Annotated in this window: 27 protein-coding genes and 1 tRNA gene; 14 read left to right on the top strand and 14 right to left on the bottom strand. The window is 55.5% G+C overall.

The features are described from left to right. Positions 1–90: 90 nt before the first annotated feature. A complete protein-coding gene (locus BUC04_RS09450) occupies positions 91–951 on the top strand; it encodes a hypothetical protein (protein ID WP_067655307.1) in 861 nt (286 codons plus the stop codon). 434 nt (positions 952–1,385) lie between these two features. Next, positions 1,386–1,664 (top strand): hypothetical protein, encoded by a 279-nt coding sequence (locus BUC04_RS09440; RefSeq protein ID WP_067655313.1) that lies wholly within the window; start codon positions 1,386–1,388, stop codon positions 1,662–1,664. On the opposite strand, the gene BUC04_RS09435 is transcribed toward BUC04_RS09440, so the two are convergent. Beyond that, positions 1,661–2,281: a hypothetical protein gene (locus BUC04_RS09435; protein ID WP_067655317.1), complete on the bottom strand. Its 621-nt coding sequence runs from the start codon at positions 2,279–2,281 to the stop codon at positions 1,661–1,663. The genes BUC04_RS09440 and BUC04_RS09435 overlap by 4 nt on opposite strands. A 133-nt stretch (positions 2,282–2,414) precedes the next feature. Here BUC04_RS09435 and BUC04_RS23455 point away from each other — a divergent pair, with 133 nt between their 5' ends. Beyond that, positions 2,415–3,026, top strand: coding sequence for a DUF4326 domain-containing protein (locus BUC04_RS23455; protein ID WP_067655320.1), 612 nt, complete (start codon positions 2,415–2,417; stop codon positions 3,024–3,026). On the opposite strand, the gene BUC04_RS09425 is transcribed toward BUC04_RS23455, so the two are convergent. Then, positions 3,023–3,709, bottom strand: a complete 687-nt coding sequence (locus tag BUC04_RS09425) for a hypothetical protein (protein ID WP_067655323.1) — start codon at positions 3,707–3,709, stop codon at positions 3,023–3,025. The two genes, BUC04_RS23455 and BUC04_RS09425, sit on opposite strands and share 4 nt — an antisense overlap. A gap of 66 nt (positions 3,710–3,775) precedes the next feature. Next, a complete protein-coding gene (locus tag BUC04_RS09420; RefSeq protein WP_067655325.1) occupies positions 3,776–4,531 on the bottom strand; it encodes a hypothetical protein in 756 nt (251 codons plus the stop codon). Between the two features lie 180 nt (positions 4,532–4,711). On the opposite strand from BUC04_RS09420, the gene BUC04_RS09415 reads away from it, so the two are divergent. Continuing rightward, complete coding sequence (locus tag BUC04_RS09415; protein WP_067655328.1) at positions 4,712–5,098, top strand: hypothetical protein; 387 nt, start codon at positions 4,712–4,714, stop codon at positions 5,096–5,098. Positions 5,099–6,142: 1,044 nt separating this feature from the next. Here BUC04_RS09415 and cas6e read toward each other — a convergent pair. The 3 genes from cas6e to BUC04_RS09395 all read right to left on the bottom strand — a co-directional run bounded on the left by cas6e (position 6,143) and on the right by BUC04_RS09395 (position 8,806). Then, the gene (cas6e, locus tag BUC04_RS09410; protein WP_067655330.1) at positions 6,143–6,727 is read right to left on the bottom strand and encodes a type I-E CRISPR-associated protein Cas6/Cse3/CasE; all 585 of its coding nucleotides are present in this window, start codon (positions 6,725–6,727) and stop codon (positions 6,143–6,145) included. Positions 6,728–7,536: 809 nt separating this feature from the next. Beyond that, positions 7,537–8,220, bottom strand: a complete 684-nt coding sequence (locus BUC04_RS09400) for a hypothetical protein (RefSeq protein ID WP_067655338.1) — start codon at positions 8,218–8,220, stop codon at positions 7,537–7,539. A 163-nt stretch (positions 8,221–8,383) separates the two neighbouring features. Further along, positions 8,384–8,806: a hypothetical protein gene (locus BUC04_RS09395; RefSeq protein ID WP_067655341.1), complete on the bottom strand. Its 423-nt coding sequence runs from the start codon at positions 8,804–8,806 to the stop codon at positions 8,384–8,386. 77 nt (positions 8,807–8,883) lie between these two features. On the opposite strand from BUC04_RS09395, the gene BUC04_RS09390 reads away from it, so the two are divergent. After that, positions 8,884–10,242, top strand: coding sequence for a hypothetical protein (locus tag BUC04_RS09390; RefSeq protein WP_067655344.1), 1,359 nt, complete (start codon positions 8,884–8,886; stop codon positions 10,240–10,242). Here BUC04_RS09390 and BUC04_RS09385 read toward each other — a convergent pair. The 4 genes from BUC04_RS09385 to BUC04_RS24275 form a co-directional block, all read right to left on the bottom strand. Continuing rightward, entirely contained in the window at positions 10,239–11,180 is a 942-nt protein-coding gene (locus BUC04_RS09385; RefSeq protein WP_067655347.1) for a class I SAM-dependent methyltransferase, read from the bottom strand. The two genes, BUC04_RS09390 and BUC04_RS09385, sit on opposite strands and share 4 nt — an antisense overlap. Positions 11,181–11,256: 76 nt before the next feature. Next, entirely contained in the window at positions 11,257–11,610 is a 354-nt protein-coding gene (locus tag BUC04_RS09380; RefSeq protein ID WP_067655350.1) for a DUF4870 family protein, read from the bottom strand. Positions 11,611–11,898: 288 nt separating this feature from the next. Continuing rightward, positions 11,899–11,972: transfer RNA gene (locus tag BUC04_RS09375), tRNA-Arg, on the bottom strand. Positions 11,973–12,449: 477 nt separating this feature from the next. Continuing rightward, on the bottom strand, positions 12,450–13,145 hold the full coding sequence (locus BUC04_RS24275; RefSeq protein WP_073325788.1) for a cold shock domain-containing protein: 696 nt from the start codon (positions 13,143–13,145) through the stop codon (positions 12,450–12,452). Between the two features lie 135 nt (positions 13,146–13,280). On the opposite strand from BUC04_RS24275, the gene BUC04_RS09360 reads away from it, so the two are divergent. From BUC04_RS09360 to BUC04_RS09355, 3 genes are read left to right on the top strand one after another with little or no spacing between them, the layout of a single operon-like run. After that, positions 13,281–13,640, top strand: a complete 360-nt coding sequence (locus BUC04_RS09360) for a DUF5983 family protein (RefSeq protein ID WP_067655356.1) — start codon at positions 13,281–13,283, stop codon at positions 13,638–13,640. 36 nt (positions 13,641–13,676) lie between these two features. Continuing rightward, complete coding sequence (locus tag BUC04_RS23645; protein ID WP_143165643.1) at positions 13,677–14,087, top strand: hypothetical protein; 411 nt, start codon at positions 13,677–13,679, stop codon at positions 14,085–14,087. Then, positions 14,044–14,307, top strand: coding sequence for a hypothetical protein (locus tag BUC04_RS09355; RefSeq protein WP_067655360.1), 264 nt, complete (start codon positions 14,044–14,046; stop codon positions 14,305–14,307). Before BUC04_RS23645 ends, BUC04_RS09355 begins: the two co-directional genes overlap by 44 nt. A gap of 61 nt (positions 14,308–14,368) precedes the next feature. On the opposite strand, the gene BUC04_RS09350 is transcribed toward BUC04_RS09355, so the two are convergent. Next, positions 14,369–15,010: a hypothetical protein gene (locus BUC04_RS09350; RefSeq protein WP_067655363.1), complete on the bottom strand. Its 642-nt coding sequence runs from the start codon at positions 15,008–15,010 to the stop codon at positions 14,369–14,371. A 63-nt stretch (positions 15,011–15,073) separates the two neighbouring features. Continuing rightward, positions 15,074–19,015, bottom strand: coding sequence for a YobI family P-loop NTPase (locus BUC04_RS09345; RefSeq protein WP_067655366.1), 3,942 nt, complete (start codon positions 19,013–19,015; stop codon positions 15,074–15,076). Between the two features lie 289 nt (positions 19,016–19,304). Between BUC04_RS09345 and BUC04_RS09340 the strand changes: the two genes are divergently transcribed. From BUC04_RS09340 to BUC04_RS09315, 6 genes are all read left to right on the top strand, one after another. Next, a complete protein-coding gene (locus tag BUC04_RS09340) occupies positions 19,305–19,739 on the top strand; it encodes a hypothetical protein (protein ID WP_067655369.1) in 435 nt (144 codons plus the stop codon). Between the two features lie 74 nt (positions 19,740–19,813). Next, positions 19,814–20,956, top strand: coding sequence for a hypothetical protein (locus BUC04_RS09335; RefSeq protein WP_067655372.1), 1,143 nt, complete (start codon positions 19,814–19,816; stop codon positions 20,954–20,956). A 125-nt stretch (positions 20,957–21,081) separates the two neighbouring features. After that, complete coding sequence (gene yfbR / locus BUC04_RS09330; protein WP_067655374.1) at positions 21,082–21,714, top strand: 5'-deoxynucleotidase; 633 nt, start codon at positions 21,082–21,084, stop codon at positions 21,712–21,714. A 57-nt stretch (positions 21,715–21,771) separates the two neighbouring features. Beyond that, the gene (locus BUC04_RS09325) at positions 21,772–22,218 is read left to right on the top strand and encodes a hypothetical protein (RefSeq protein ID WP_067655377.1); all 447 of its coding nucleotides are present in this window, start codon (positions 21,772–21,774) and stop codon (positions 22,216–22,218) included. Beyond that, positions 22,215–22,691, top strand: coding sequence for an ASCH domain-containing protein (locus BUC04_RS09320; RefSeq protein ID WP_067655380.1), 477 nt, complete (start codon positions 22,215–22,217; stop codon positions 22,689–22,691). Before BUC04_RS09325 ends, BUC04_RS09320 begins: the two co-directional genes overlap by 4 nt. A 239-nt stretch (positions 22,692–22,930) precedes the next feature. Further along, positions 22,931–23,173, top strand: coding sequence for a hypothetical protein (locus BUC04_RS09315; RefSeq protein WP_067655383.1), 243 nt, complete (start codon positions 22,931–22,933; stop codon positions 23,171–23,173). Positions 23,174–23,238: 65 nt separating this feature from the next. Here BUC04_RS09315 and BUC04_RS09310 read toward each other — a convergent pair whose 3' ends face one another. Together BUC04_RS09310 and BUC04_RS09305 are read right to left on the bottom strand one after the other, a co-directional pair. Next, positions 23,239–24,063 (bottom strand): hypothetical protein, encoded by an 825-nt coding sequence (locus BUC04_RS09310; RefSeq protein WP_143165642.1) that lies wholly within the window; start codon positions 24,061–24,063, stop codon positions 23,239–23,241. Between the two features lie 113 nt (positions 24,064–24,176). After that, the gene (locus tag BUC04_RS09305) at positions 24,177–24,905 is read right to left on the bottom strand and encodes a hypothetical protein (RefSeq protein WP_067655389.1); all 729 of its coding nucleotides are present in this window, start codon (positions 24,903–24,905) and stop codon (positions 24,177–24,179) included. Positions 24,906–24,915: the final 10 nt, after the last annotated feature.

The raw sequence follows: 24,915 nt of genomic DNA, 5'->3' as shown, positions 1-24,915 counted from the left end.
CACTCCACCAACCATTGCGCATTAATAATGGCCTTTTGAGTTCGGAGTGTCAGGAATATACTGACTGAAAACCTTTTAGAGGCCTCAGACATGCTGCTCCAAACTCTACTCTGCGCCGACGGTGACCATTTGGCAGGCACCGGCACCCTGATGACCAACCACCGGTTCCCTGGAAGTGATACCGTGGTGTTCCACCCCATTCGGGCGGTACCGGACGGTGAGGGCAGGCTCCTTATCCAGATCGATACCAACGCAGTGCCCAAACCAGAGAAGCTCGATGAAGTCCCAGAGCTGGAACTGCTGGACCTCCGGGTGCTCATGCATGCCCTAGAGTGGCCAGCACCGCAGGACCCGACCCCAACTGGGCGCAGCGGACTCGTAGCTATCCGGGAGGGGCAGAGTTTTAGCGGAGAGGGCCGGCAGCGCTATCTACTGGCCTTCTACCTAAAGGATGCGGCGGGGATGCTCCCCATGGACGGTTGCTCTCACCATCTTTACTGGAGCTCCAGCGACGCCCACGACGACAGCAACCAGGTCACAAGCTTCAACATGCGGCACAAAGCGTTCCGGGACAGCAACGGCATGCTGGCGGACGTTCACGGCAAAGATCTGCCTGCAGCACTTACCCTACCCGCCTGGGTCAATGAAGAGCAGATGATGTACGGCAACAACTCCTCCCTGCCACCAGTCATTTTTCGAAAGGTCCAGGAAGCCAGGCACCTACTGGCATCCGGCACCCTGCCGGAAGACATACCCGACGCCCCACTCATTGAGGCGCTGATGCCCCACATCTTAAAGCCCAGTCAGGGCACCCTGGCCTTTGACAAGGCGTGCATCCACACCGATCCGACCTACTTTTTGGCTCGAAACAAACACCCCAGCACTATGCAGTCGATGGAAGAACAGCGAAACACAGCCATGCAGGCAATGATGCATCTAGCGCAAGGCTAGGGGGCCCGGCCGGAGTCAGGATCCAAGCATTAAGAATTTATGATCGCAGTTGATTGCAAATAGATTTTCGTATATCGTGAGGATGTTGAGTGTTAAATGATCAGGAGCGATCATCAATATGCGATTCATCGAACAAGTACACGAGGCAGTCAACGATCAACGGATCCTCGTGCGCCCCAACGGCCCTAGTAGCCGTGGGCTAGTAGCCACCCCCAGCGCGACTCAGGAAGATCGCGCTGCAGCGTCTCGCTACCTCAAATTACACGGCTGCACCAACCAAGTGATCCTGGGCATCATCGCCGTTACTGGATACTTTGGTGCCGGCATTGTTGCCAGGGCATTCGGGTTCGCCTAGACCCTGGCATTCTGATCCACCCACGCTCACCGGACATTCCGCCGGTGAGCTTTTGTTGTCTTGAAGTAGGAGTTACACGATGTTCAACGCGACGGAACGCGGCATTTTGGCCGCAGCTGCGACACAGGCCATGAATGCCCACTCATACAGCTTGCTTGATAAAGGCCGCATGACTGACCTTATCAACCGACTTGCTGATGACTCACAGAGCACCGAATTAGTGCTGTCTGACGTCGATGCACTCACTCTGCGCCAGGCCCTGCAAGAGAATCAGCTGGCGGAGTTCACCGCAGAAGAACAGGCGGCGCTACCACCTCTGTTGGCCAGCCTAGACAAATCCGCCCACGGTCCGCACTAAGGCGCCCCTGCACCAGCAACCGGCAACACTGCTGGTTGCTGGTAGTATTGCTGGAGCTTAGCACTGGCCTGCTCGGACCAATCACTCGCCCTGCATGCTGACAGAGCATCTACCGTCAACAAGACCTTGCTGGTCACCAGTCCCATTCCCATCAACTGCCGCAACACCCCAGACTCACCCCGCGCCAGATAGATGGAGGCCCTGGAAATAACATCATACGGCCGCTCCCCTCGACGAAGAGCCAACCCACACTGGTCCACCAGGTAACGGCAATCCTCTTTTTGCCAAGGCATGCCGGTGCGCCGTCTCGAGATCGCACCCCTTGATAGGCTAGATCCAGGCGCTGATCCCGCACGTTTCGCCTGGGCCCGTCGCCGAAGCACTTCCAAACGCGAGGGGGCGGTACCGATTTCACACCAGCGCTTGGCTTCGAAGCTTTCCGCCCAGCTGTCACCTTCGGTCACACCCAGGCTGTCTAAACGAGCCATCACCTCTTCAGCGCTGCAACCAAACTGACCACACAACTCCTGAGACACTTCAGAAGGCGGCCGGCAGCCGATTGCCTTGATGGCATTACGACGCAGCAGATCTAACTCTGGTAAGCTCAACTCGTACATCAACAACTCCCTGTCCTGTACAACTACAAAGGTCAGTAACCCCGACCAGGCTCCACGTGTGGGAGCGCATTTAACGGATTGATTGTAATTGATTTCAATGGCGATTTTAACCCCCTGAGAGGAGGCGTCAGACGTGGGCAGCACGACATTGCTTTGGTATCCGCGCGAGTTCTACAACGTTGAGGCCCTGCACCAGGCGCTGCGTGTCCTGGCCGACGCAGGTCAGCTCGGCGAAAGCTGTACCATATGCGGGCCAAAAGCCTTCTCTGAGCACCTCCCAACCAACCTGGTTTCTATCGCTTTCTACTCAAGTAACGCAAGGGAGGCCCTAGGCGCCTGCCGCTCAGCCATCATCGTGACTGACAACCATGGCCGTGGAGATCAGGCGCTTAGACACGCACTGACAATGGATCTTCCCACGGTGCAGATCGATACCCGCCTGATGCGAGTGGCCCACCGTAACCAGGGTAAATACGATCGCTATGGGGGCCGAGGCACCCCCTGGGGCAACCCCCACGATCTGGTGAGCGCGGGATCGCGAGAGGAAGCAATTCGGCGCTTCCGTTATGACTGGGACAGGGATCTATTACAAAGCCCTGACCTTAAGGCCAGGGCTTTGTCGGAGCTTGCGGGCAAAACAGTAGCCTGCAGTTGCAGGCCGCTGGATTGCCATCTGGACGTCATAGCAAAGCATGTGAACCGAAACTGCCCGGCCGACATCTTGCCTCACAACATCCGCGATTAATCCAGGATACCGTCCTGCCGGGCGCGGCGGAAAATCCGCTTGATGCCAGTGAACTCCAGGTTCCGCGGACGGAAGAAGTTGCTCAACCGACCACCTGGGTTCTTGATCTGCGGCTCCCCATCAGCCAACGAGAACAGATAGACCGCAGCCTCTTTCTGAGAATCGAAATGGTCTATGGCCATCAGATACACCTCGAGCTTATGCAGATCATCGTAGCTCTGATCCTTGAGGGTATCCGGGAGTGCACCAGCCTGTTCCAGCGAGTCTATCAATATGTAAGACAGCGTGAATTCCTTGGCGAACTTCATGCGCTTGGGAACCTTGGGCAGCTTGAGGTTGCCATCATGGATCCCTCGGCTCAGCACGTTCTTGATCCTCTGGAAAGTCAGACCCCGCTTAGTGCAGAAGTTCTGAAGCCGGCTGCCCGGGTTCTTGATCAGAACCTCACCGGTGTCGGACTTGTAGAGAAAATCTGCTGCCTGAGCCTGGGTGTCACACAGCGCGATGGAACGCAGCTTCATCTCCAGGTTCACAAGCTCGAAGAAATCCAGCTCTTCAAAGATCGGCATGTTGCCCTTCTTCACCGGTGAAAGGTTGCCCTCGACGAAGCAGTAGACACAGTAAGTGAACACCTTCTCAAAGGAGTGCTCTACGGGCAGTGTGCCGGTTTGGAATAGGAGCATCCTATTTCTCCTGAATATACAAATCTTGATTTGAAGTTTATATTTTCTTATACCGCGGGTCAAATATTAGATCGCACATGCTCGATCTTGGATCCAACGCCTTTTGAACTTGGCATGCCGGCGGATCAACCCAGCTACCGCCATCATTGCCATACACTGACCTGAATCCACGTTACACCCTGAGAAGAGATCATTCATTGCAGATGCAGTGATCCCCGACTTCCCTGCCCTAACCACACGGTCATATACCCCCTGGTAGGGCTGCTCTAAATGATCGGGTGCGCGCAGCCAGTTCCCACTGGGCGCTAATCGCACTTTGCCGGACCGGCGTAGCGCTTTGAGCTGCTCTTCAAGGCGCCCATGGTCAGAAAGGCCCAGGCTTTTCATCAGCAACAACTCCGGCGCACCGTAACCAACCGACGGCACTTTGGACAAAATTGCCTGCCTGACGTCCACCCCAGGCACCTCGAGCCCTATCCCCTCTGCAGCAGCGGCCAGGCACTGGTAGAGGCTAAACTCTACCCCCGCGGATTCACACGCACCCTGAACACACTGGGCCAGGGAACGGTCACGAGTCAGCAAGTGCACTGCTGAGATCTCTTCGCTAGCCAACCGCCGGCCGAGTTCATAGAGCATCATCATGTCAGCGCCACCAGGTACCGGCGGTGACGTCACTCCACAGATCATGCCGTTCACCGCCGGGTGAAGCATAGGATTGTTGCTGAAGCTCAGAAAGCGTATCGTCGGGTCCCGGTACCTAATAGCCTTAACCGACAGGTTATCCGCATCGAGCAAAACATAGCGAATCCCGTTACCGCTCATATTTTAACCACCACCTATGTACCCCCACCACCACTGATCTGCGACAGCCTGTCCACACGCTTTTCCACAGCAAACTCAATAGCCCTGTGGGCAACTCGCCAAGGCCAACGAAAACCCTTGCGCATGCATATACTTTTGTATATAGTCGGAGTTAATGATTTCACGTCCAGGGAGATGGACATGTTCTTAAATCCTTTGGAACACCCGCAAGACTATTTGGCGTTTTATGGTAAAGCGAGCCGCGTTGAGCACAACAAAGTAAACGGCCTTGCCACCTGCCTAGCTTACGGCGGTAACAAGCAAGATCTCACTAACACCTTGCTCGACCAACTGCGTCCGGCGGTGATCCAGACTGTGATGCACTACACCAACGGCATCCCGGCAGCAGAACACCTGGATGCCGGCGAGCAATACGCTCGCCAGGTTCTGGCTGAGTACGAACGCATGCTCACAGCATCTGCGGGTGAAGCCCCGAGTGACTTCCTGGCTTTTGCGACTGCAGAGATCACTCAGCGCCTGGCTGCCTTTATCAACGATGGATCTGTGATGTCCGGTTTAGTGCACTAATCCATCTCAGCCATTCGAGACACCAAGGGCCAGCAGACACATGTCTGCTGGCCCTTCCTCGTTACCGAGGCAATATGGCAAATCATCGATGGGAACCAGTTACCTGGACACATCTCCGCCGAAGCGGTCCTCGTTACCGAGGTACATAAAGACGCTTTGCGCACGTGAGCTCGAATAAGAACTTACGTTCACAGCCACGTTACCGTGGGGGATTTTCACATTGAAGTCAAAACACTCGAGGCGGTCATGGAGGTACCACCCAAGCAGCCGCCGAAGCGGACCTCGTTGCCGAGGAATAGAGACCAGCAGAAGCGGTCTTCCGATAGCGCCCTCGTTACCGAGGCTAATACAGCATTAGGCTTCAATGAGGCCTAACCTTTACCGGTTCGGCCCCCGTTGCCAAAGGCCGATAGTGTTCACAAAGCTTAGAGCAGTGCGACGCACAGCTTTGTTCCGCCGAAGCGGACCTCGTTACCGAGGAGTCAATCTAGTAAGGTCACTGTCACAAGAGTCACAAGAGTCACAACTTCAAGGAACAGCAGGCACCAGAGATGCCGCCTCGTTGCCGAGGACAAGACTGTAGCTTCACCAACTACCCACGTTACCGTGGTCCGTTACTTTACTGTGGGCCATTGGATCCCACACCACGTTGCCGTGGAACTATGTTACAACCTTTTCCCACGTTGCCGTGGTGCTAAACCTTCGAGACGAGCATCTAAGACAACTCGTTCCCTCGCATCCGAGGTCTTCCTACGCATCACCAGATCTCGACAGAGTCTGTTGATGTACCGCCCTCGATACCGAGGTCATCACCAAAAGGAACGTACAACTTATCGCGCCTCATTACTGAGGATTTTGCCACTGAATACCATAAAACGGTATCCCCGTAACCGGGGTAGACACGGTCCAACGGACACATCAGGTAAGGAAACGGGTACCTGATTTCCACGTTACCGTGGTGAAAAAGACTATCTTAGTCACCTCGCAACCGAGGGTAGGCAAGCAACCAAATCAAACGATCACCCGAAGCACCAGGATCCCGACTTAGCCTACGATTACCATCATCCCAAACCCGAATGCCTTTTGCCGGCCGATGCCATTTACATAGGCCTGCTTTGCTAGCACAGGATCTGTGACTTTTACCTTCAACATCAGCTCGCCGCCCTGGAACGAGTAGCCATGGCGCTTCACGTTGTACTTGTTCAGGCTCCGGACCTTCAAAGACAACACTTCCATGCCGCGAGCGCGCATCCGCTCACCCACCCAGTCCGAGATTTCCTCAGGCTCAAGATCGGTCTCTCGATTCTTCTTAACGACCTGGCCTTTACCGTTCGTCACCGGCGCCCGGGATGTTAGACACAGCCGGATGACAAAGCTCACCTCATCACCCACTGCAGGGTCAAATTCGACACCCTTTTTGCTGAAATCCTTTACGAAGGAAGGCTGCTCTGAGCGGATCATCAGGCAAGTGCCCTTTTGCCCCTCAGAGGTCATTGGCCAGTATAAAAATGGGGTCTTAGGCGCGTCTCTTCGAGGCCGATCTTTGCCGGTGAATTTACGCCATGTCTCCTGGTGGAGAGCGTAGAGGTCCTGGGAATCAATGTCCGTTATAACGTGCGACTCGTACATCCATCTACTCCAATTTCACTGCGTGCCAGTCCCTGGCACCAATCAACGAAATCACTATATCCGAGGGTATCCCCCTGATCAACAGTATTTTTTGTGATGTGAATCAACAGTAAAGACGCTGTGGGCTGACCCGCTCTACCCAGCCCCGCTCCTGCTGCAACCCCTCCTCCGGAGGCGGGATTACCAGCATTGGACTGAGTCGAGGCCCTCTGGCAGGTCTGGTGCCCTTTGTGTCCTGGACATGCTCATTGCGAAGGTCTTCAATCCGGTTCAGGCTGTGGTCCCCACACCAAACAACAAAAAGGAACGAGGTGGCCAGACCCGGAGAGCGTTTAAAATTCACCTTAGACGGCGATATCAGCTCGAGCCTAACGCCCCGGTAGACAACGCTACGCTTGAATCGAAGCTCTGATGCAGCCTCAAGTCCTATCAGCTCTCCCCAGACCGGCAGTTCAGCGTGATCCACCGTAGGTAGAACAATGGTGATAGACGTTTCAAGATGACGCGCCTTCTCCAGCGCAAATTCGAAACCCTTCCTCAGGTAAGCATGCACCCTACGGCGCCCCGGAATGTAGTAGAGCTCAGACACGGATCCCTCCCATCTCAGCCATTGGCACTGGGCCCTACACCCACCCGTCAAGCACTGCGATGGGCCCAGAAATGGCTGCAAGAACTGCAATCAACAACAGGACAATAACAAATGGTCCAGATCTGGCAATCCCACACCGGCCGCTATATACCCTAAGTTTTTGCGTTGACAACCACCACATTAATTATAGGTATTAAAAAAGGGCCCTAAGGCCCCGTGGTCATCGCTGACGAGACGGTGGAACTGGCCGGCTAAAGCCTGGTTTTTCGTCCTCCTCCGGCTCTATCTCGTAAGCCAGCGGCTTCTCCGCCTCCGGGCTATCCATGCCGGTTTCGCAATCCAGATTTCGGATCAGCATTTCATCAGCAATCTCTGCAGATTCCCCTCGCGCAATCAGGGCCGCCCTGGCGCCGCCGATCAAGCCATCCACGTGACCATAGGCAAAGAACTTGTCAGCCATACTGCCAGGCAGCGCACCAGAGAGTTCTGACAGCGTATGTGCAGTGGCCACCGCACCGTTCACACGGCCCGTCCGTGACAATAACAGCGTGCATGCGGCACTGGCGTAGAAATCCTCATTCGCCGCAATACTCACGGCATTGGCCTTCTTAAAGGCAAACAGCGGGCCCATCGCCTGCGCATGACCATCCTTGTAGGTCTCCGGCACGTCCTCTGGGGCCATCACTACCCCCAAAGCGCCATAACGCTCACCCAGGGCTTTAAAGTAAGCATCCCTGTCAGCTGCCGACTTATTCATGGCAGCATCATGGGCTGAGGTCGCCTGAAGACCCTTTGCAACCTCGTGGTCGTATCGTCCCTGCAGGTCACTCAAACGCACTGTCTGGGTCGCACCAAAACCGGCGCATCCTACCAACAGGAGCACCACTACAATCATTTTCACCATCGGCACACCTCATATGGCCTAGAACAAAAGTGCACATCCTGGGCCAGTTCAGACCCGGATATAGCCTCTATGAACCAGTGTACCCGACGACTTCGAAAACCTTCACACACAAAGAACGCTCGGAACGCAGAAGCTTTCCGAGCGCTTGTATTTCCACTCAGAGTTACATGGCGTTGAGCATCTGGCTCATGCGCTCTTCCGGCGTCATGGCCGAATTAGGCGTAGAGGGAGTTTTGCTGGCCTTGGCAAAGACCGGCGGAGCTTTTGGCTTGGTGGCTTGGATATTTGCAGCGACTTTTACTACCGGCTCTTTTTCTGCCGCTACACTCACGTCGGAATTTTTAGCAACGAACTTGCCAGACTGAATCTCTTGTGTACGAACTTCGTATGCAATATCGAGGTCTGTGCGGTCTTGATAGGTGGAATTGCCAGTTTCTTTCTCTTTCCGGTGCAGTTCACGCTCTCTGGCGTCTGCCATCATGTCCAAGGTATCTATCGACTTCGCTTTGCGAAACTGATTCAACCATCCCATCTGATTCACAGTGAGACTTTCTGCAGTAAAGCTCATTCCCTTTTTTACAGCCATTTCAACTCCAGCGGGCCACACCCATGCTTTCGGTTCCGGTACTATTAAAGGTAGTAGCCGAAAAAGAGTCGCACAAGATGTCTCACCCCAACAATTACGGTAATCCGCTAAACGGTAGCAGCCAAAGCATCCGAATTGAGGAAGACTGGTTCGAATTCCCCAAGTACGTGTACAGCTTTACGGATGGGCAGCCCGATACTACTGAAGTGCAAGGGATGTTGCAAGCAAATGCACAGCGACGCCAATGGACCGATGAAATGGGGCAAACCTGTACACTCAGGAGTCTAAATCAGCGCTCTCTGGATGCGATCATTGTAGGCCTCATGGCAGCACGAAATGATGGCTCATTGGTAGGGATGGAATTCACTGAAGAGGGCCGTAATGCCGTTTTCAAAATCCTTAAAGATGCCACTGACTTAGCGACTGAATACCGGCTACGGAAGAGTCTGTTCAATGCCCGCAAGGCCGTGTATGGGCTGATGTGCGACTGTATGACTATGCGAGAGAAGCTTGAAAGCTTTGACGATCCTCGAAGCCAGAGACGGATTCAGAGCCTGCTCAATCGGCTCCCAGATAATGTCCGCTCTCTGCTCTCCATCAGTGATAACCACAGATTCGACGCAACCAGCCGCGTCTATCTAGCTGAAGTAAATGAAGCCATTCCTGACGTTACCAACCTGATTTCCACCCTCACAGAACAGCCGGAAAACCAGGTAAAGGCTTCAGAAGCCCTAACAGAGATGGCTATGAAGCTCTATCGAATCGAACGACTCGAAAATCCGAATCGACAAGAAACTACACAGGAGATCATGTCAAGCACGCCCGAAAATCTTCCTGACGTAATTGAGGATCTCAAATTCGAGCACGAAGCGACTTATGGCAAACCCCCAAGGAATCCTAAACTGAGACCAAGGTCAAACGGCAATCACACTTTTTTCACCAACTATATTGTGAGCCTGCACGGTGGTAAACGGGTAGAGTCAGAAACCGGATTACCTGAACGGAAGTATTCAGTTTATTACCAAGAGGGCATTATCGAAGAGCGCAAAGCGAACAAGCTTAAAGAGCACTCTTATGAACAAATCAAAGCTCGCAATTACCTTGGCGACGTAGTTATTCGAAGTAATCAGCCCAGGCTTGATACTTTTGAGAAAACTTCAACCCTTTCTCTGTCACACTTAGAACTTAGCGATCTAGGTCGAAGCTCAGGGCATATTACCTTAATAGCGGAAGCACTTGCTTCGATCTCGATGGACGGATCCTTAACTATTCTGGAGTCTGTTGATCCCCAGTTCCACACGCTATTCAGAAACAATGGAGCAGTCACATCTAAAACTAACCCGGACCAGCTACGCTGGATTGCCCCAGATGTAGAAAAAGCTGCACAAACGCACCTTGAACACAACGATGTTCCAGCGCTGAGTTCCGGGCGCTAAAACCCACTCATTTGTTGCCAGGCATCCATGTCCTGCTGCAGGGCACCAACCTGGCAACCCTGCTCCGCCATCTGCGACTCAAGATCCCAGTCGATCGGGTCATATGGCCTTTCCAAATCTGACGACGCGACTGCATCGAGGCCCACGCCAGGCGCGACCCCTTGGGTAGACAGCTCTTTTGGTTCTTCCTGGGTCTCTGGTACCCACAGCTCTCCTGGCAACGCCACAAAGCCCATAGGCACATCCTGGTTTGTTGCTATTGGCCGGTAACCCAGGTCCGAGTAATCCTCACCGCGGGCCAATTGCTTGAACCCGTACCAGCCCAGACTGGATTTGCCCAAGCTCTCACCCAGGTAAAGGACCTCTGCCCGGTCCGCCTTCAGATTGCCCCACTGCGCTAAGGTGTTTGTCGCAGATGCACCCCGTTTCGGCCAGGAGAGCAACAGTAGGTCGCAGTCAGCAGCGTATTGCCCCACCGCCTCTACAGAATCCATCTGCTCAACCCGGGAACCGAATTTGCGATGCCCGCCAGAACGGTAAAGGTCAGTCGCAATAACTTCTACACCGCGGTCCTGAAGACCCTTGGCCAACACACCACGCCCCGCCATTACCTCGAGGACACGCTTGCCACGCAGCCGGTCGGCCAGCTGGTCGAGAACCGGGTGAGGCAACACCGTGCTGTGCCCCAAAGCCAGGACAGCATCTCGGAACTTCTGCCAGACACGGATTTGGTCCATGTAGTCGTAAAAGCGCAGCCGGAAGCCAGTATGCCTGATGATGCTAAGCAGATCCGGGCTCAGATGGTACGGGGTGTATGCCCGGGGCACAGTCCCATTTCGAAGGTCGGAGAGAAACTGGTCCGGGGTGATCATCTCGCCGAGCTCAGCGAAGAGGCCTGCAGGCAATAATGCCTGCAGGTCTTGTATGGGACAGCCCATGCGACATCCTGTCTTGGTGGTGCTGTCAGCACCAGTTACATCAGAGGCCTTGGCCTACTCAACAAATTGCTCTGGATCAGACCAGCCAGGTCTTTTGTTCCGGGTAAGGGTCGCCATCCTTGGACCGCAGGTAACCGCGAATCGCACGCGCGATAACCCAAACAGGGATCAGGAACAGAACCACCGCGCCAACCCCTAATGGCCAGAACAAACTGCCCAGGAATAAGTACAGCGCCCCTATCCAAAACGTCCGGATCATCACCCGGTAATGGCTATCGGCCCAACCACGGTCCGGGGTAATCAACAGATATCCGACTACAGCACCGGCCAGGCTACCAAGCCACATGGTGAAGACACCACTGGCCATCAACACATACCCAAGTACGATGAACCTCTTATCTAACGCTGGATCCCGGTTAGCCTGCTCCATTCTCACCCTCACACTTCACGGCACCATAGACTCTGGCGCACCAACAAAATGCTACAGCCCAGCTGCAGCGCAACATCCCAACAGGCAAAAAAATACCGGCCTCTCAACGGGGGGTGAGGCCGGTTTCGCTTAAACACCCGCGAAGGGAAACTACTCAATAAAAAAGGGGACCGGAACTAGGTCGCGACTAGGCGCAGTGCGGGGCAAACCGCTCTCCCAAAACCCAAGTAGCAGGCACACATCCGCTACTCAGCGGGCCCAGACCAAGGCCGTTTCACTCCTAAATCACCGCAGCGGTGGGGCACGATCCCACAACCTTCCCCTTAGGAGGGGGACGCTCTATCCAATTGAGCTACGCCGCGTTCGAACCGTCAGCCAGCACTTCCGTGCCGGCTACCTGGCTACTGCCTCACAAGCAGTGCCAGGCAAACTTCAGAGCGAGCTACGTAAAAGTCACCCGCCTCAACAATGTCGATCAATCTACGACAGCACAGAGGATCGCGTCAAACGTTTTTTGAGATCGCATTTGTGATCGCCGTCAGACCTTAGTGCACTCGAGTTGACCCTCATCATCGCCGCCGATAATTTTACAACCTAACCAACAGCCTGCGGACTCCGATAATTATGTGCTTTAAGCCTCAAATGCTGCTTGTTGGCGTCATGATCGGCATGGCCGCGATAGCCTCTTATCTTACCGGGGTGATCACCCTCGCAGGCTTCCTGTTGTTCCTCCCAGTCGCCTCTCTGCTGGTTTTCCTCGGATTGCCTACGCCGGGCCCAAACCAAAAAAGGGGGGCGGATAAACCGACCCCCAAGGCAGCGTTGTTCAGACGTTTTCTTTAAGCGAAGGCCGGATGGCGCCCCACGAACCGGCTCTTCTCACCGCGCCGACGGGGCTCTGCAGACCCAGACCAGGAGGCCAGGCGCTTGGCGATCTGCGGCAAACGACGTTCCGGAATAGGCTCAACCGCAGGCATGGCATTAGCCTGCTGAATGCTGATTGCATCGATGACGTCCTCGCCGCTCGCGAACACTGGTTTAGCATAGCTGGCCCGGTAGCGCCCATCCTCGGCCTTGTAGACTTCAACCAAGACAGTCTGACCGGACAGCAGGGTACGATGCCCGGGCATATCAATGGACTGATAATGAATCATGACATCCTCACCACAGGGTCGGCTCGCAAAACCATACCCAGCGTCCTTGAAAAACTTAACCCGGCACTCTTCCAGTACCGGCTTACCAATGCCCCCGGCCAGGGCTTTTCCAGCCATAGGACTCGGCTTGCATCCGATACCGCCCGGCTTGAGATCACCACAGACCACCACATTGCTCGCCAAAAGCTTGCCGTTTCGCTCGTTCAGGGCAAAATCGACCTTTACACACTGGCCATAGCTCAGCTCATCGATAGTAATCCCGCTAAGATCTGCTTCAGAGAACTTCACCTTCCCGAAGGAGCCCTCCAGCAGGATGAACCCGTAGTCGTTATGCCGGCCGTATTGCAGCACAACGCCGTGCTTCCCAGTAATGGTGGTCATATTTAACTTCCTTATTCAATTGACTATGGCCCTGATTGGAGCCAGGCTGTCCACATCTTGTGGTACAGCATTCCTTACACCCCAAAATATACATAGGTATACTTTAGGCGTCAACAGCTGAGAGAATCTTTATTTATGAGCATTGGGAATTCAACAAAGCCAGCACCAAGAATTGACCTACCCAGGACAGGCCAGATCCTGCTGTTGAGCACCGCGCACGTCTGTCCTGAGGACTACCAGGCTCTGATGACACAGGCAGCCTGCGATAAACCGGGGCTGGCCGTGTACCAGATGGACTACCAATCGGGCCTGATCATCGAAACCCACAGCGCGCACGAGGTCGCCGAGTTGCTCGATATCAGCGTGGTCAAGTACAGACACCTCCCCAGCCTGCTGACGTACGCCTACGAGCAAGGGTGCAGTTTCATCAAGCTGGATAACGCGTACACCCCCTGCGGGCTACCCCAGTACCCATGGCCTTGTGACCAGGGTTGACGCCAGAGGCTTTGCCCGTATACTCGTAGTGGTTACATGATGTTGATTTGTGGTGAAAATATGGATGTTCAATCACTCGGCGCGCGTGTCGCTCAACGTCGCGCCACACTGGCACCGGACTGCCAGGCACAGGGTTTAGCCCTAGCTTTAGAACAACAAGCAGATCAGATTGCCACCGTGCACTCTCTGCCGATCTCGGTGTTCCTTTTGGCCGGCCTAACCCCAGCGGTATCGACCAACGATCAGGTCGCTGCGGTTTTTGCTAAACGACTTGAGCACCTGGTCGACCGGGACTGTACCTTGCGTTTCGGCAACATGGATCATCCGGCCAGCTATCTCCAGACGCTGTTCGTTGCCCTGTGCGACGAATGTTCGATCCCTCATCCAGCAAGGAGTGCGAACGATGAAGATAACCGAGGAAAAGGCGGCCGAAGCCTGGCTCACTGAAGATCGCCCCATTACAGTCCGGGAACTGGCTCACCTGATCGGCGGGACAACCTCTCAGGCCACCACGTTGATCCAAACGATGATGGACTCCGATCGGTACCAGATCGAGAAGACCACAGACACACGACGGCGTGCGCTCTACCGCCTGGTCTCGGCCGACGGTATCAAGCGTCGCGTAAAGTCTGACATCAACCAACTCCTTACCCGGGCCTGGACCTAAAAAAGAGCCCGTGACGTTTTGTTCACGGGCCCTTCTATTTCTCCACTTCGCGATTCTGTGACTAGCGCTGTAGCCCCGACTCCGGCTCAACACGCAGTCGGCCACTCCCGGGGCAAAACTCCGCCAGCAACTCATCCAGGTTGACCAAGTGCTTTGCGTCCACCGACGGCACAACATACTGATAGCTACCCGACGCAATATCACTGTCATCCGGATCCTCTCGGTACCAGGTACCTAGGGCATCGACAGGCACCGCGACGGCCAGAGCAACCGGCTCGCCCCCATGCACCCGTGCCGCCCTTCGGCCATAGAGCTCTACAGTGGGACCAACCGTCTCAGTCGTCAGGTATACTCCTTGGCACTCCTCTCCGTTGCGGTTGGTGTCGCTAATGCCAGCAACCAGCCCACTTCGAGCAATGTCCGCCAGCTGTGCACTGGACGTGTAGTGATAGAGCACCACACTGCACCCAGCGAGTAACAGCCTTGCATGCTCAGAAAGTGGCTCCGATAACTCAAAGCCGCCCTCTTCCGCCTCGATGCCGGCTATCTCACTTAGGTATGTAGGCAGCTCATCGGAAGCAAAGTCCGGATCCCGACGCCAGCCTGACGCATCATCGTAGATACCCTCTCCCTCGACCCAGTCTTCGACGGATTGGGCCAAGGTAGGGCTCGATAAGATGTTGTTGAGAACATTCTTCAGCACGGCTAAAACTCCAGTGGCCTCACACTTACAGTCTATCTGAGGTCTGCCATGCAAACGCCGAAATCATCCTTCAGTTAACCCCTCGGAGGCAGTTGAACGAGCCCTTTTGGCATGAAGGACAATGCTGCCACCCCTGTTTGCGAACGATGACATCAAACCCACTTCGACAAGGGCCGCTGCCAGCGCCGTGGTCTCGCTGGTGATCACCGCCCCGCTCAACTTGCCTGTTGCATCGCTCATGGTGAGCATCTCCTCGGCTCCACCAAAGCCTTCAATCAAGGGCCAAACGTCCTCGCCCAGGTATTGCACTTGGCCCACCAGGATTGCCAAGCGCTCCTCAACAGGTCGAGCTAGGTCACCCAGCAACTGCTTTAGTGCGTCTGCCCCCAGCTGAACTACTGGTGGCCGAGACACGACCGCGAAGCCTTCCTCAGCAGCGAAATCGCCTGCTTTAATGGGCGGCCCTTCAGAGATCTCAACCTTCTCAATGCTGGGCACGTACAGGCTCTCATCCAGATCATCACCCCCCAGGTCGTCAAGCGTGAACTCAACAGACGCTAGTAGTGACCGGTACCGATCACCACCAACTACCTGACCGCGGATCAGGCGCTTCACCAGGTCAGTTTTCGACAGCAGTTCACTATCCCACTCTTCACCAGGGCAGAAGACATCCAGGTTGTCGGCAACAAGCCGTTCGCAGGCGCTAAACATTCCCTTCTTCAATAACACGTCCACGATGTCGCACGATGGCGTTACCAGAGAAGTTCCCAGGACCTTGCTAATCACCTTCGGCTCCAGAGATTCCAGCTCATCAGCCTCATAAGCGGCACGCAACAACGGCAGAATGTCCTGCGCGTACTTTAGCGGTAACCGCTGCTCTTCAATCTCCGGCACCAGCCAATTCGTCATCGAATCACCCGGGACTCCCTGTTCTTGCAGGCACGAGATAGTGGAGTCTGAATTGAGCCACGCTTCGATCTCTGCCTTGAGATATCTATCTGGCTGCTCCAGGGTATCGTTGGCATCTTCTTCCTGCCGAAGAACAAACACGTTACGCCAGGTCGCCTCTACCCTTTTCTCTTTCAGCAGTGCCTTAAGGGCCCCTTCCATCAAACCAGACTCTGGAAGCTTAGCCATCTTGAACTTGGCGCCATGGACCAACACCTTCATGTTCGTGTTGCTCAACTGGCCATCGCCCTCAGCGCAGAGCAATCCCTGGATGACCGATTCCGGGACGGAAGTAATTTTTTCCAGCGCCACCAACGGCGCCAGGTCATTCGCGTTAGCCTCATCGTGCAGCCACTCCCTGAACGCGGCCGTGTTGTTGGGAAGTGCACTGTAGGTCACTGTACCTACTTTCTCGCCCTCAGGCTCAAGGGCTTTGATCACCTCAAACAGCGTCGTTTCATTAAGACGGAGGAAGCGATGGGTCATCGCTGTCAAAACCAGCTCCTGATCATCCACGGCACGTCCAATAGCGGTAAAGCGCACCCCCATGCCCTCGAGTACCTTGATCAACGCCCTCCGGTCAGAATGGCCCTTAAGGACTTCCATCGCTCCTTTAAAGCCATCTAACAAGCTCTGCAGGGCTTCAATTACCTGGCCATCTAGCATGTACTGCTTGTTGTTGCGCGAGTAGTACGCAATCAAGGTTAGCCCCACTGCCAAACGACCTTCGCTATCGGCACTGCCATCATCCAGTACCCTCATCAGAAGGCCAGAGGTGTTTTCCGCCAGCATGCAGAAGTTGATGCCCAGCTCTTGATGCAATTCAACCAATCTGGCGACACCGTCGGCATGCATCTCTATCTGCTTCTCTACGATCTGGTCCAGCAACTGCTGTTCACGGACACCACCGCCCGCAAGATGCCTTATTAGCCCGAGATTGTACGCCGCCGGTGAGGCGGTATGCGGCTCACGCATCCACAACGCAATCCGGTCGTAGTTTTTAGAGTCATGCTCACTCTTAGGTGGACGCTGCTCTGACAAGTCGCGCATAAACTCGAAGTCCTTCGCCGTAAGATCCCCCTCTACAAACTCGCAGAGTGACTCACGGAAATCTTCGTCAATGAAGCCCAGCCTGAGCAATACCTCCACCAGCGGGAAAGCCTCCAACTCCTTAAGCCAGGCCTTTTGCTCAGTGCAATTTTGCAAAACGGAGTCTAGACAGGATGACAAAGGCTTGATGCTCAAACGCTCCAACTCAGCCTCTAGCTGTGCCCGACGGCTTTCGTGAAAACGTCGCCCCGATGACGATGCGGCATGCAATGACCCATAACGCTTTTCAAATCCCGGGTCGAGCGATTCAAACAACTCTTTAAGGGACATCCCTGATGTATTTTTGGCGTTGTTATTTAACTTCAGATTTGCGGTAACCTCCCATCCTTCTGAAGCAAGCTTTTCAAGGGCCCCAGCCCTATCGGACAATGAGACCCCGTTCAAACGTAGTAGATGAAGCGGACCATACGTATCCACAAAACGCCCCGTCAACAGCTCGCTGTAGTGTTCTACTCGCAACTGACCCTCTTTCTTTGCCTCGACAAGCAGATCTTCGATCATATCGATCTCTTCCCGGATTTTAACCTGTCGCTCATCAAGCCAGGCTTCACGCATCATCGCCGCATCAGGCAGGAGACCCTCCCCAATCTGCCAGCGCGCAAACTCCGAGGGGTACTTCACTTTACAGGCCATCAAGGCCATCAGCTTAAGCTCAGATCTATCTCCGTTAGCCACATTAAGGGCATCCTTGTACTGGTGGAAGTCCACCACCATCGCCTTCAACATCCGCATGTCCTGGACGTAAAGGGAGATGTCCATCAGCAGCGCACCCCAGTGCTCCTTCGCCTTCGCTGAGCCATCGTAGAACCCGGCCAGCTCCATCTCTTTCAGCAGGCGAGGATAAACGTTGGCGGCAGCTACAACAGGCACCACTGGCACCATCCCATCGAAGAACTTGGTCCGGTCGGTGGCGTCCTCAAACACATCATCACGCAAGGCATAAACAAACCGTACAGTCTGCTTCACCTTCACACTGTCGTTGATGATTTTGTTGATCTCCTTGAGGCGCTCAAAGATGCCCGGCTGCTTGAACCGGTCCATGTCCTCGAAAACAACGACGTCCACCCCGCTGGACTCAAAGTACGCCAAGATCTCTTCAAGGTATTCGTTCATCGGCGATGGCGCATTGCCGTTACCGTGGTCCAGCTGAAACTCGCCACTGACCGCATTCACCTTTGAGAGCCTAATCCGACTCGCCATACGCACCAGCTGGTGCGAAAACCATACCGCGTATGCACCGATGCCGGCCAGGACGGCGAACGCCCAACTGTTACCCAAATTATGGTGAGCGATCTCGATCCAACCCCACACCTCTTTTTTGCCCGCGATGGCCACTGCCGATGCCACCGACAAAATTGCCGCAACCGCCACTGCCATGAAGAGATTACGCACCCAGTGCTCTTTAACCACTGCTTCACGCAGGTTTGATGCCCTTTTCCCATGCGCCGGGTCCCGGTACAGGATCTGGCGAAGAATTCCGGCTTCGATCGAGCACACCACTTCCTTGCTCGAGACCGGCACTCGAGTATCACCCTTCCCCGAGTGCACTAGCTGACCGTCTTTGGACTGCCCCAGCGAAATAACAATGTGGTTGAAACCCTTCACAAGAGAGAAGAACGAGTACAGGAAGCTGCTCTTTCCGGCACTATGACCACCGGTTACAGCAATCAGGCGTACCCGGTCAGACCGTCCGAGATACTCCGATAAAAGGCGTCGCGCCCTGGAGAATGACTCGGGATTCGGGGCAGGCGCTAAGTCAGGGAGGCGACTTTCGCCAGAACCTTCTGCCTTAGAGTCCACCAACAAAGCCACAGCACGATCAACACCGCCGGCTTTCTCGGCCCTGGCTAACAGCTTCTGGGTTCTGCGCCCATCAAGCCAGTCATCAAACTTCTGACACCACCCGGGCGCTACCTTCCAGGCCGTAGCCACCAACACATTCTTCATTTTCCCCACCACTTTTCCACCGGCCACCGCATCCTGCGACGTTCATATTCATTGGTATATTAAAGAGGCAATCGGACCCCGTCCACCTCAACCCATTGTGACGGCAATCACATTACTGAAATGTCGCGAAAAATCCTACGTGAACACCACGTGTTTTCGGTTTTTCGCGGCCTGCATTCTCTGCAGTCCCACGCGAAACACTTTGCGACAGATATGTGCCCCTATTGCCCAGTTGACGGCCCACACCAGGGACGCTTCAATCGCCGTGAACAACATGGAGCACCCAGCAATGCACAACCCACAGGACCAACAGCGACTGCTTTCACTGGAAGGCGCCATTGAGATCCTCTCCAACGAAGTAAACAACCTTAACGACCGACTCAACCTGGTGTGCGGCGACGTGGCTCTGTTAGGTAAACTGGGCCCCCGAAAAGCAGCACTGTTACAGTTACTGGCCACGGGCCGTCTACCCCACCAGGCCCATGCCCGCCTGGGTATAACCAAAGACAGCGCGAGAACGTTAAAGCTTCGAGCCGGAAAGTACCTCAAGGTACCCGGGGATATCGTCGCTGCCTATCACCAGGAACTGGCAAGGCAAACCACCGATCAGACGTATCTTGCGCTTACCGGCGTACCCAAGACTTGGGCCGAGACATACTCCGATGTATCCCCCGACAAAGATCCCTGGACGGCCGCTATCCGGGCCACCGACAAACCAAAATAATAAATATACTTTTGTATATTTAACCAGCATGAGTTACACTGTTCTTGTTCACTGAAGTCAACAAGGAAGAGACCATGTCTATGCGCACTATCGAAAACGTCCGCCTGCCCAACGGCACCGCCCTGGCCTTTGGACCTGAGCACAACACCGCCCAGGCCCTTGCCAACCACCTCGCTTCCCAAATGCAGCTGGAGAACGATTACTGCCCGGCACAATGGGAGGCCCCCAATGGGCCCCACGACACCAATGGCGACGTGGCCAAGGCCGCTCTGGTGGCCTGCAACAAGGCTGAACGCCGCATTATTGCCGAAATGGATGACCTTAAGGCGTCCGACGCGGACATCAACGCCTATTACCGCGACTACGCCAACGAGTACCTGCTCGAGGCGCTCAACGAGATGGCCATTGGGGACTGCGAACAGGCCCATTTCGAATACGTACACAGCTTTGTCCGGGGCGAGTACGGCAGCGTACTGACCGAGGTACAGGAACACCTGGAGTCCATTGATGCCGATCTGGACTTTGGCCTCGACGAGCTCGAAACCGCTTTCTTCACCGCGGTCACCGACCGCCTACTGCAGAACGACCGCTCCGTGCCGTTCCACTTCATCAGCGACTGTACCCGGGCAGAGTTGGTGTACAGCCCCGATGTAGACTGGGAAGGCGCCTGGACCGACTACTACACCGAGTTTGACCAGGGCAGCAACCTGCTCGAAGCCATCCGCGCGGATGAGCACGGCAACCTGCTGCGCCTGTTTAACCTGGTGGGCATTGCCCCGGGCGACTTCGCCGACTACCTGGCGAGCGAACCGCTGCCCGGCGGACTGGAGATCGCCCCGGAGGCCATTGAGAAGTTTCGGGCCCTTGGCCAACCGGCCGATCAGCACACCTCCCCCGGGGAGGTTATCGACAATGAGCTGCTCTTTCACATCCTGGAGAATGCCAACTACCATGGGGTACCCGTGGCAGCTACCTACATGGACATCCGCTCTCTCTACCACCGCGACGTGACCCAACCGATGAAACTGGCCAAAGTCAGTGTCGGGATCCACACTCCGTGCGTCGGCGCCGGCCACGTCGAGAGCATCAACAAAGACGCGGAACTGGTCATCCCGCCGCTGTCAGCGCCGTGCTGGACCGGCAGTGACACCTTACACTGCCCACCGAGCCGCCTCTATGACTTCAGCGTCCCGGAAATGACCAGCCAAGCCGCCTAAGGAGCAGGCCCGGACCGGTACCCCCGGACCGGGCCTTTCCCCTTCCCTTTTCCGGGAAAAAAGGTGACAATAACCATGTTTAAGTGTTAATATACTTTTGTATATTTGTTAGAGGGATTGAAGTTATGGATGACCTGTCTATGTTCCGCCCCGGCTCGTTCGTGGCCTGGATGCTCCGCCTTAGTCACATCAGCCGCTGGAATACCATGAGCGGCGCCCGGCATGAGAACGTCGCCGAGCACAGCTATGGCGTGGCCGTTATTGCCTACATGATTGCCCAGTACGGCGTTGTTCGTTTCGGCCGGGACTATGACCCCAAAGAGATTGGCATGGCGGCAGTCTTCCACGAGGCCTCTGAAGCGCTGCTTGGTGACATGACCAGCCCGGTGAAGTACGCCATGCCGGAGTTCACCAAGATCTACAAAAAGCTGGAACACAACACCGAAGAGGCCATGATCAAAAGCCTGCCGGAGGACATCCGCGGCAGCCTGGCCAGCCTGGTGATCCAGCAACAAGTCGATCCCCAAATTAAAGCCATTGTGAAGGCCGCTGACGACATCTCTGCGTACCTGACCGCTTGCGAGCAGGTTGACGCGTCCCGCAAGGACTTCGTGGAAGCGAAACGCAAACAACGAGCCAAGGTCGACGCTCACGGCGATGAGCACGAAGAGGTCCGTGCCTTCCTCGAGGAGTTCCTGGAGCACTGCACACTGCCGTATGACTCCCTGGTTTTGCGAACTGACGGTGAGGCCGCTTAGGCCTCTACCCATGCGTTGCGCCTGGGTGTAGGCTAGAGGGGCACAAGGAGGCCCACTATGTTCAAAGGATTGCACCTGTACCCCCAGGCGGCCATGTCGGACGCTATTACCGATGTTCTGCTCCGACTGAGCATGCCGGACACCGAGGATGGCCTGAACATCACCCCGGAGAGGATGACTGCGTTTCTCGATAGCGAGAAGGGGCAGCCCTACCGGGAGATGCTCACCAATCCGCCAGGCATCGACGTCAGCGCCCCCACCAAGTTCTTTCTCATTGCGCTGTGCACTGACGACGAAAACGCCATGGGGCCAACCGGGGTTGATCTCTATTTGGAAACCCTGCGGATCATCACCCGGGCCGACGGCAACCCCAACTGGGACTTGCTGCGCTTCGCACAAGCGTTTCCCCGCGGCTTTCCCGACCAAGCGCACATGGAGCAGGCCCTGGCAGACTACCGCTGCGCCTCCTCTGGCGCTAACAACCAACAAGGGGCACTGCAGTGAACCCAGCCACGCTGATCTCGATCAAAGCGGAGCACGTCATCAACATCCTCTCCGGCGACAAGACCATCGAGCTTCGTCGTCGGATTGGCAAGCACATCGCCCCTGGGGCCCAGCTGATCATCTACACCTCATCCCCGGTCAAGGCGATCACCGCCACCGCCCGCGTCCGGCTCATCGAACATGGCGCACCGGCCGATATCGACAAAGCGACCCTGGCCAAGTGCTGCGTTTCTAGCGCTGATGTCTTCCACTACGCGGCCGGCCTGGGCAAGCTGTTCCTCATTCACCTGGAACAAGTCACACCGCTGATGCACCCCATCCCGCTGGCTCAGCTGCGCTCGTTGGGGATCACCCCGCCCCAGAGCTACCGTTATGCGCCCAGCATGCTGGCTGACCTAGTCCAGCAGCAAAACCCCACCGTCCACCAGGGACAGTTCAGAGTCGTCGACTGCAGCCTCTACGGGCCGATGTAGGCCCCGCCGGCAATCCACCCAAGGTGATGGCCCCACACGTTGGCCTGACATCCTAGCCGCTCCAGTGCCGCTAGTGGCACTGTCCTGACCATAAGCCCACTAAGAAACTGGATCCGCGGCATCGCCCTCAATGGCGCTTTTGATCCCGGTCATCATTTGCCCCGATACACCACCCCAGGTCCCGGCGTATCCCCGCCCCCGATGGGACAATGGTATTAGGACAATCATTGAGACCGGATATGAGCGACAACATTGAGTTCCTCACCGTGGTGCTACTGATGGTGGTGCCCATGAAAGCCCTGCCCTGGCTGCTGCTGGCCGGCTTCGCCTACCGCGGTTATCAGGCCCAGCAGGAAAGCCGCCGCCAGCGCCGCCTGGCCGCCAAAGCACGCCCCGAAGAACCTGAAGCCGAACCCGGTACCCCGCCGATCACCGCCAACCAGCTGGAGCACTACAAACTCCACCTCAACCGCCAGCACTAAAAAGACCATCGCTTGTACGATGGCCCATCAAGGTAGTTCGCTTCCAAAATCAGCACTCAGTTACATCACCGATCCAGCCCCAGGTCCAGCGCAGGCTCTGGAGTCCAACCGTAACGGACCTGGACCATATCGACCTCTTGCTTGATGTCACGCAACTGGCCGTCGTGGCTAATTTCGCCCTTGTTTCTCATCACCGCATCAATCGTTCCAAGCAGGTCCTCAAGGTCAGTCCTTGCCAACGCTCCCAACCCTTGCAAGAGACTGGCGAATGGCGCCAACCGAAGTTGCACCCGCTCCAATGATGACAACGAGTCATCCTGGCCATCTAACCAGTCACCCAGCACATTGATCATCTGGCCCTGAACCTTGGTAAAGAATGGTCGGAAATCTCGCTCAAAGTTACTCAGAGCGGTCTGGGCGTCCTTCGCTAAGTCCCCAACCTGGGCCCAACGTTTGTATAGCTTTACGCTATCTGCACGCACCTCTGCTACCGGCTTAAGCGGCGCTGATCCAATCCGGAAATTCCGCTGATGCTTCTCAATGTCACCCAACAAGGCTTGAGCCGAATGAAGCAGGTCAGCAAAGCGGCAAGCACTCATTTCATTGACCGCCCGCTGTGCGGGATGGTCAACACTTTCGTCAAGCACGTTCCGATAGGCGCGCATTAGGGGCTTGGTTGGGCCAAAGCTGTTGGTACCCTCATCCGGCTTGAGCGGGGCCAACAGACGCGCCATTTCTGCAAAGGTCTGCCCCATAACTGTATAGTTCTTAGTCCTTTCAACCCCTTCCATAGCATTACGCCAGTCCCGTAGGTGCCCACTCAATTCCTGGACACTCTGAGCAAGCCGGGCGCTTTGACGAACACCACCAGCAATAGAAATCTCCGACATCTATCCAACCCTTTTCTTTTTATTTTACCCCGTCCCGCCTGGACGATGCGCGACACCGACCCATCAACAAGGGCCCAGTGGGCCCTTGTTATTCACTCTCAATGCCAACGCCATTAGGGCGCCATCTCTGCCTGCGGCGTCCGGGCGTCTTTCAAGTCTTTGCGAATATCGCGAAACTGTTTACGGAAACTTCCCAGTTCCCTGTACATATCTCCTGCTGAATCCGACCGTAGGATCTGATCCACCGCACGGTCTGTATATATAGGGCTAGCACCCACCGCCTTGCACAGATTCTGGAACTTGGGGTACCAGCTTTCCAACTGCTCTTTGATAGCCAAGACGTCTTCGCTGTCCAGACCTTCACTTCGATAGCCTTCAACCCACTGGTCGGCGTCGCCCAGGGTTTTTTCAAGGCCCCGCATCACCTTAATGCGATTGCGCTCCAGCTCCCGGCCTATCTCACACCCTAACTTACTGAAATGGCCATCAAGATCTGACTCCTCCACCAGCCCACTCAGGCTACCCTGGATGTGATCAGCGTACTGAGCCAGCAGGCGGTAGCTAACGCGGTCGCTATCACGCACCGCATTAAAGTCCTCAACCATCCTAGGCAGGGCCTTGTCGTACCCCCCATCAGGCTTACCCATCTGGGTCAGGACATCCAGCAACCTCAAGGCATCTGCAAACACAGGCTTAGCGGCCAGCAACTCCGTGTACGACGTCAGCTTGGCGGCTTTGCGCAGTGCCTTTAACCCCAGGTCCAGATCTTCGCGCAATCTGGTATACCGATTGAATCGCTCCAAATCATCTTCAATTCGCTTGTCCAGCTTTAGCTCAGCCACGGCCGACCCC

The sequence above is a fragment of the Ferrimonas marina genome, from assembly GCF_900129905.1.
GTDB lineage: Bacteria > Pseudomonadota > Gammaproteobacteria > Enterobacterales > Shewanellaceae > Ferrimonas > Ferrimonas marina.
The sequence above is the reverse complement of the archived record's forward strand: the minus strand, read 5'-3'. Positions and strand labels throughout refer to the sequence as shown.

What these genes read in the sequence shown, in the direction of transcription:
- BUC04_RS09435 (WP_067655317.1), bottom strand. Translation starts at nt 2,281, where the DNA reads ATGTACGAGTTGAGCTTACCAGAGTTAGATCTGCTGCGTCGTAATGCC.
- BUC04_RS09335 (WP_067655372.1), top strand. Translation starts at nt 19,814, where the DNA reads ATGTCTATGCGCACTATCGAAAACGTCCGCCTGCCCAACGGCACCGCC.
- BUC04_RS09340 (WP_067655369.1), top strand. Translation starts at nt 19,305, where the DNA reads ATGCACAACCCACAGGACCAACAGCGACTGCTTTCACTGGAAGGCGCC.
- BUC04_RS09315 (WP_067655383.1), top strand. Translation starts at nt 22,931, where the DNA reads ATGAGCGACAACATTGAGTTCCTCACCGTGGTGCTACTGATGGTGGTG.
- BUC04_RS23645 (WP_143165643.1), top strand. Translation starts at nt 13,677, where the DNA reads ATGATGTTGATTTGTGGTGAAAATATGGATGTTCAATCACTCGGCGCG.
- BUC04_RS09355 (WP_067655360.1), top strand. Translation starts at nt 14,044, where the DNA reads ATGAAGATAACCGAGGAAAAGGCGGCCGAAGCCTGGCTCACTGAAGAT.
- BUC04_RS09400 (WP_067655338.1), bottom strand. Translation starts at nt 8,220, where the DNA reads ATGGTGAAAATGATTGTAGTGGTGCTCCTGTTGGTAGGATGCGCCGGT.
- BUC04_RS09420 (WP_067655325.1), bottom strand. Translation starts at nt 4,531, where the DNA reads ATGAGCGGTAACGGGATTCGCTATGTTTTGCTCGATGCGGATAACCTG.
- yfbR (WP_067655374.1), top strand. Translation starts at nt 21,082, where the DNA reads ATGGATGACCTGTCTATGTTCCGCCCCGGCTCGTTCGTGGCCTGGATG.
- BUC04_RS09390 (WP_067655344.1), top strand. Translation starts at nt 8,884, where the DNA reads ATGTCTCACCCCAACAATTACGGTAATCCGCTAAACGGTAGCAGCCAA.
- BUC04_RS09440 (WP_067655313.1), top strand. Translation starts at nt 1,386, where the DNA reads ATGTTCAACGCGACGGAACGCGGCATTTTGGCCGCAGCTGCGACACAG.
- BUC04_RS24275 (WP_073325788.1), bottom strand. Translation starts at nt 13,145, where the DNA reads ATGACCACCATTACTGGGAAGCACGGCGTTGTGCTGCAATACGGCCGG.
- BUC04_RS09380 (WP_067655350.1), bottom strand. Translation starts at nt 11,610, where the DNA reads ATGGAGCAGGCTAACCGGGATCCAGCGTTAGATAAGAGGTTCATCGTA.
- BUC04_RS09325 (WP_067655377.1), top strand. Translation starts at nt 21,772, where the DNA reads ATGTTCAAAGGATTGCACCTGTACCCCCAGGCGGCCATGTCGGACGCT.
- BUC04_RS09345 (WP_067655366.1), bottom strand. Translation starts at nt 19,015, where the DNA reads ATGAAGAATGTGTTGGTGGCTACGGCCTGGAAGGTAGCGCCCGGGTGG.
- BUC04_RS09425 (WP_067655323.1), bottom strand. Translation starts at nt 3,709, where the DNA reads ATGCTCCTATTCCAAACCGGCACACTGCCCGTAGAGCACTCCTTTGAG.
- BUC04_RS09450 (WP_067655307.1), top strand. Translation starts at nt 91, where the DNA reads ATGCTGCTCCAAACTCTACTCTGCGCCGACGGTGACCATTTGGCAGGC.
- BUC04_RS09360 (WP_067655356.1), top strand. Translation starts at nt 13,281, where the DNA reads ATGAGCATTGGGAATTCAACAAAGCCAGCACCAAGAATTGACCTACCC.
- BUC04_RS09385 (WP_067655347.1), bottom strand. Translation starts at nt 11,180, where the DNA reads ATGGGCTGTCCCATACAAGACCTGCAGGCATTATTGCCTGCAGGCCTC.
- BUC04_RS09310 (WP_143165642.1), bottom strand. Translation starts at nt 24,063, where the DNA reads ATGTCGGAGATTTCTATTGCTGGTGGTGTTCGTCAAAGCGCCCGGCTT.
- BUC04_RS09415 (WP_067655328.1), top strand. Translation starts at nt 4,712, where the DNA reads ATGTTCTTAAATCCTTTGGAACACCCGCAAGACTATTTGGCGTTTTAT.
- cas6e (WP_067655330.1), bottom strand. Translation starts at nt 6,727, where the DNA reads ATGTACGAGTCGCACGTTATAACGGACATTGATTCCCAGGACCTCTAC.
- BUC04_RS09395 (WP_067655341.1), bottom strand. Translation starts at nt 8,806, where the DNA reads ATGGCTGTAAAAAAGGGAATGAGCTTTACTGCAGAAAGTCTCACTGTG.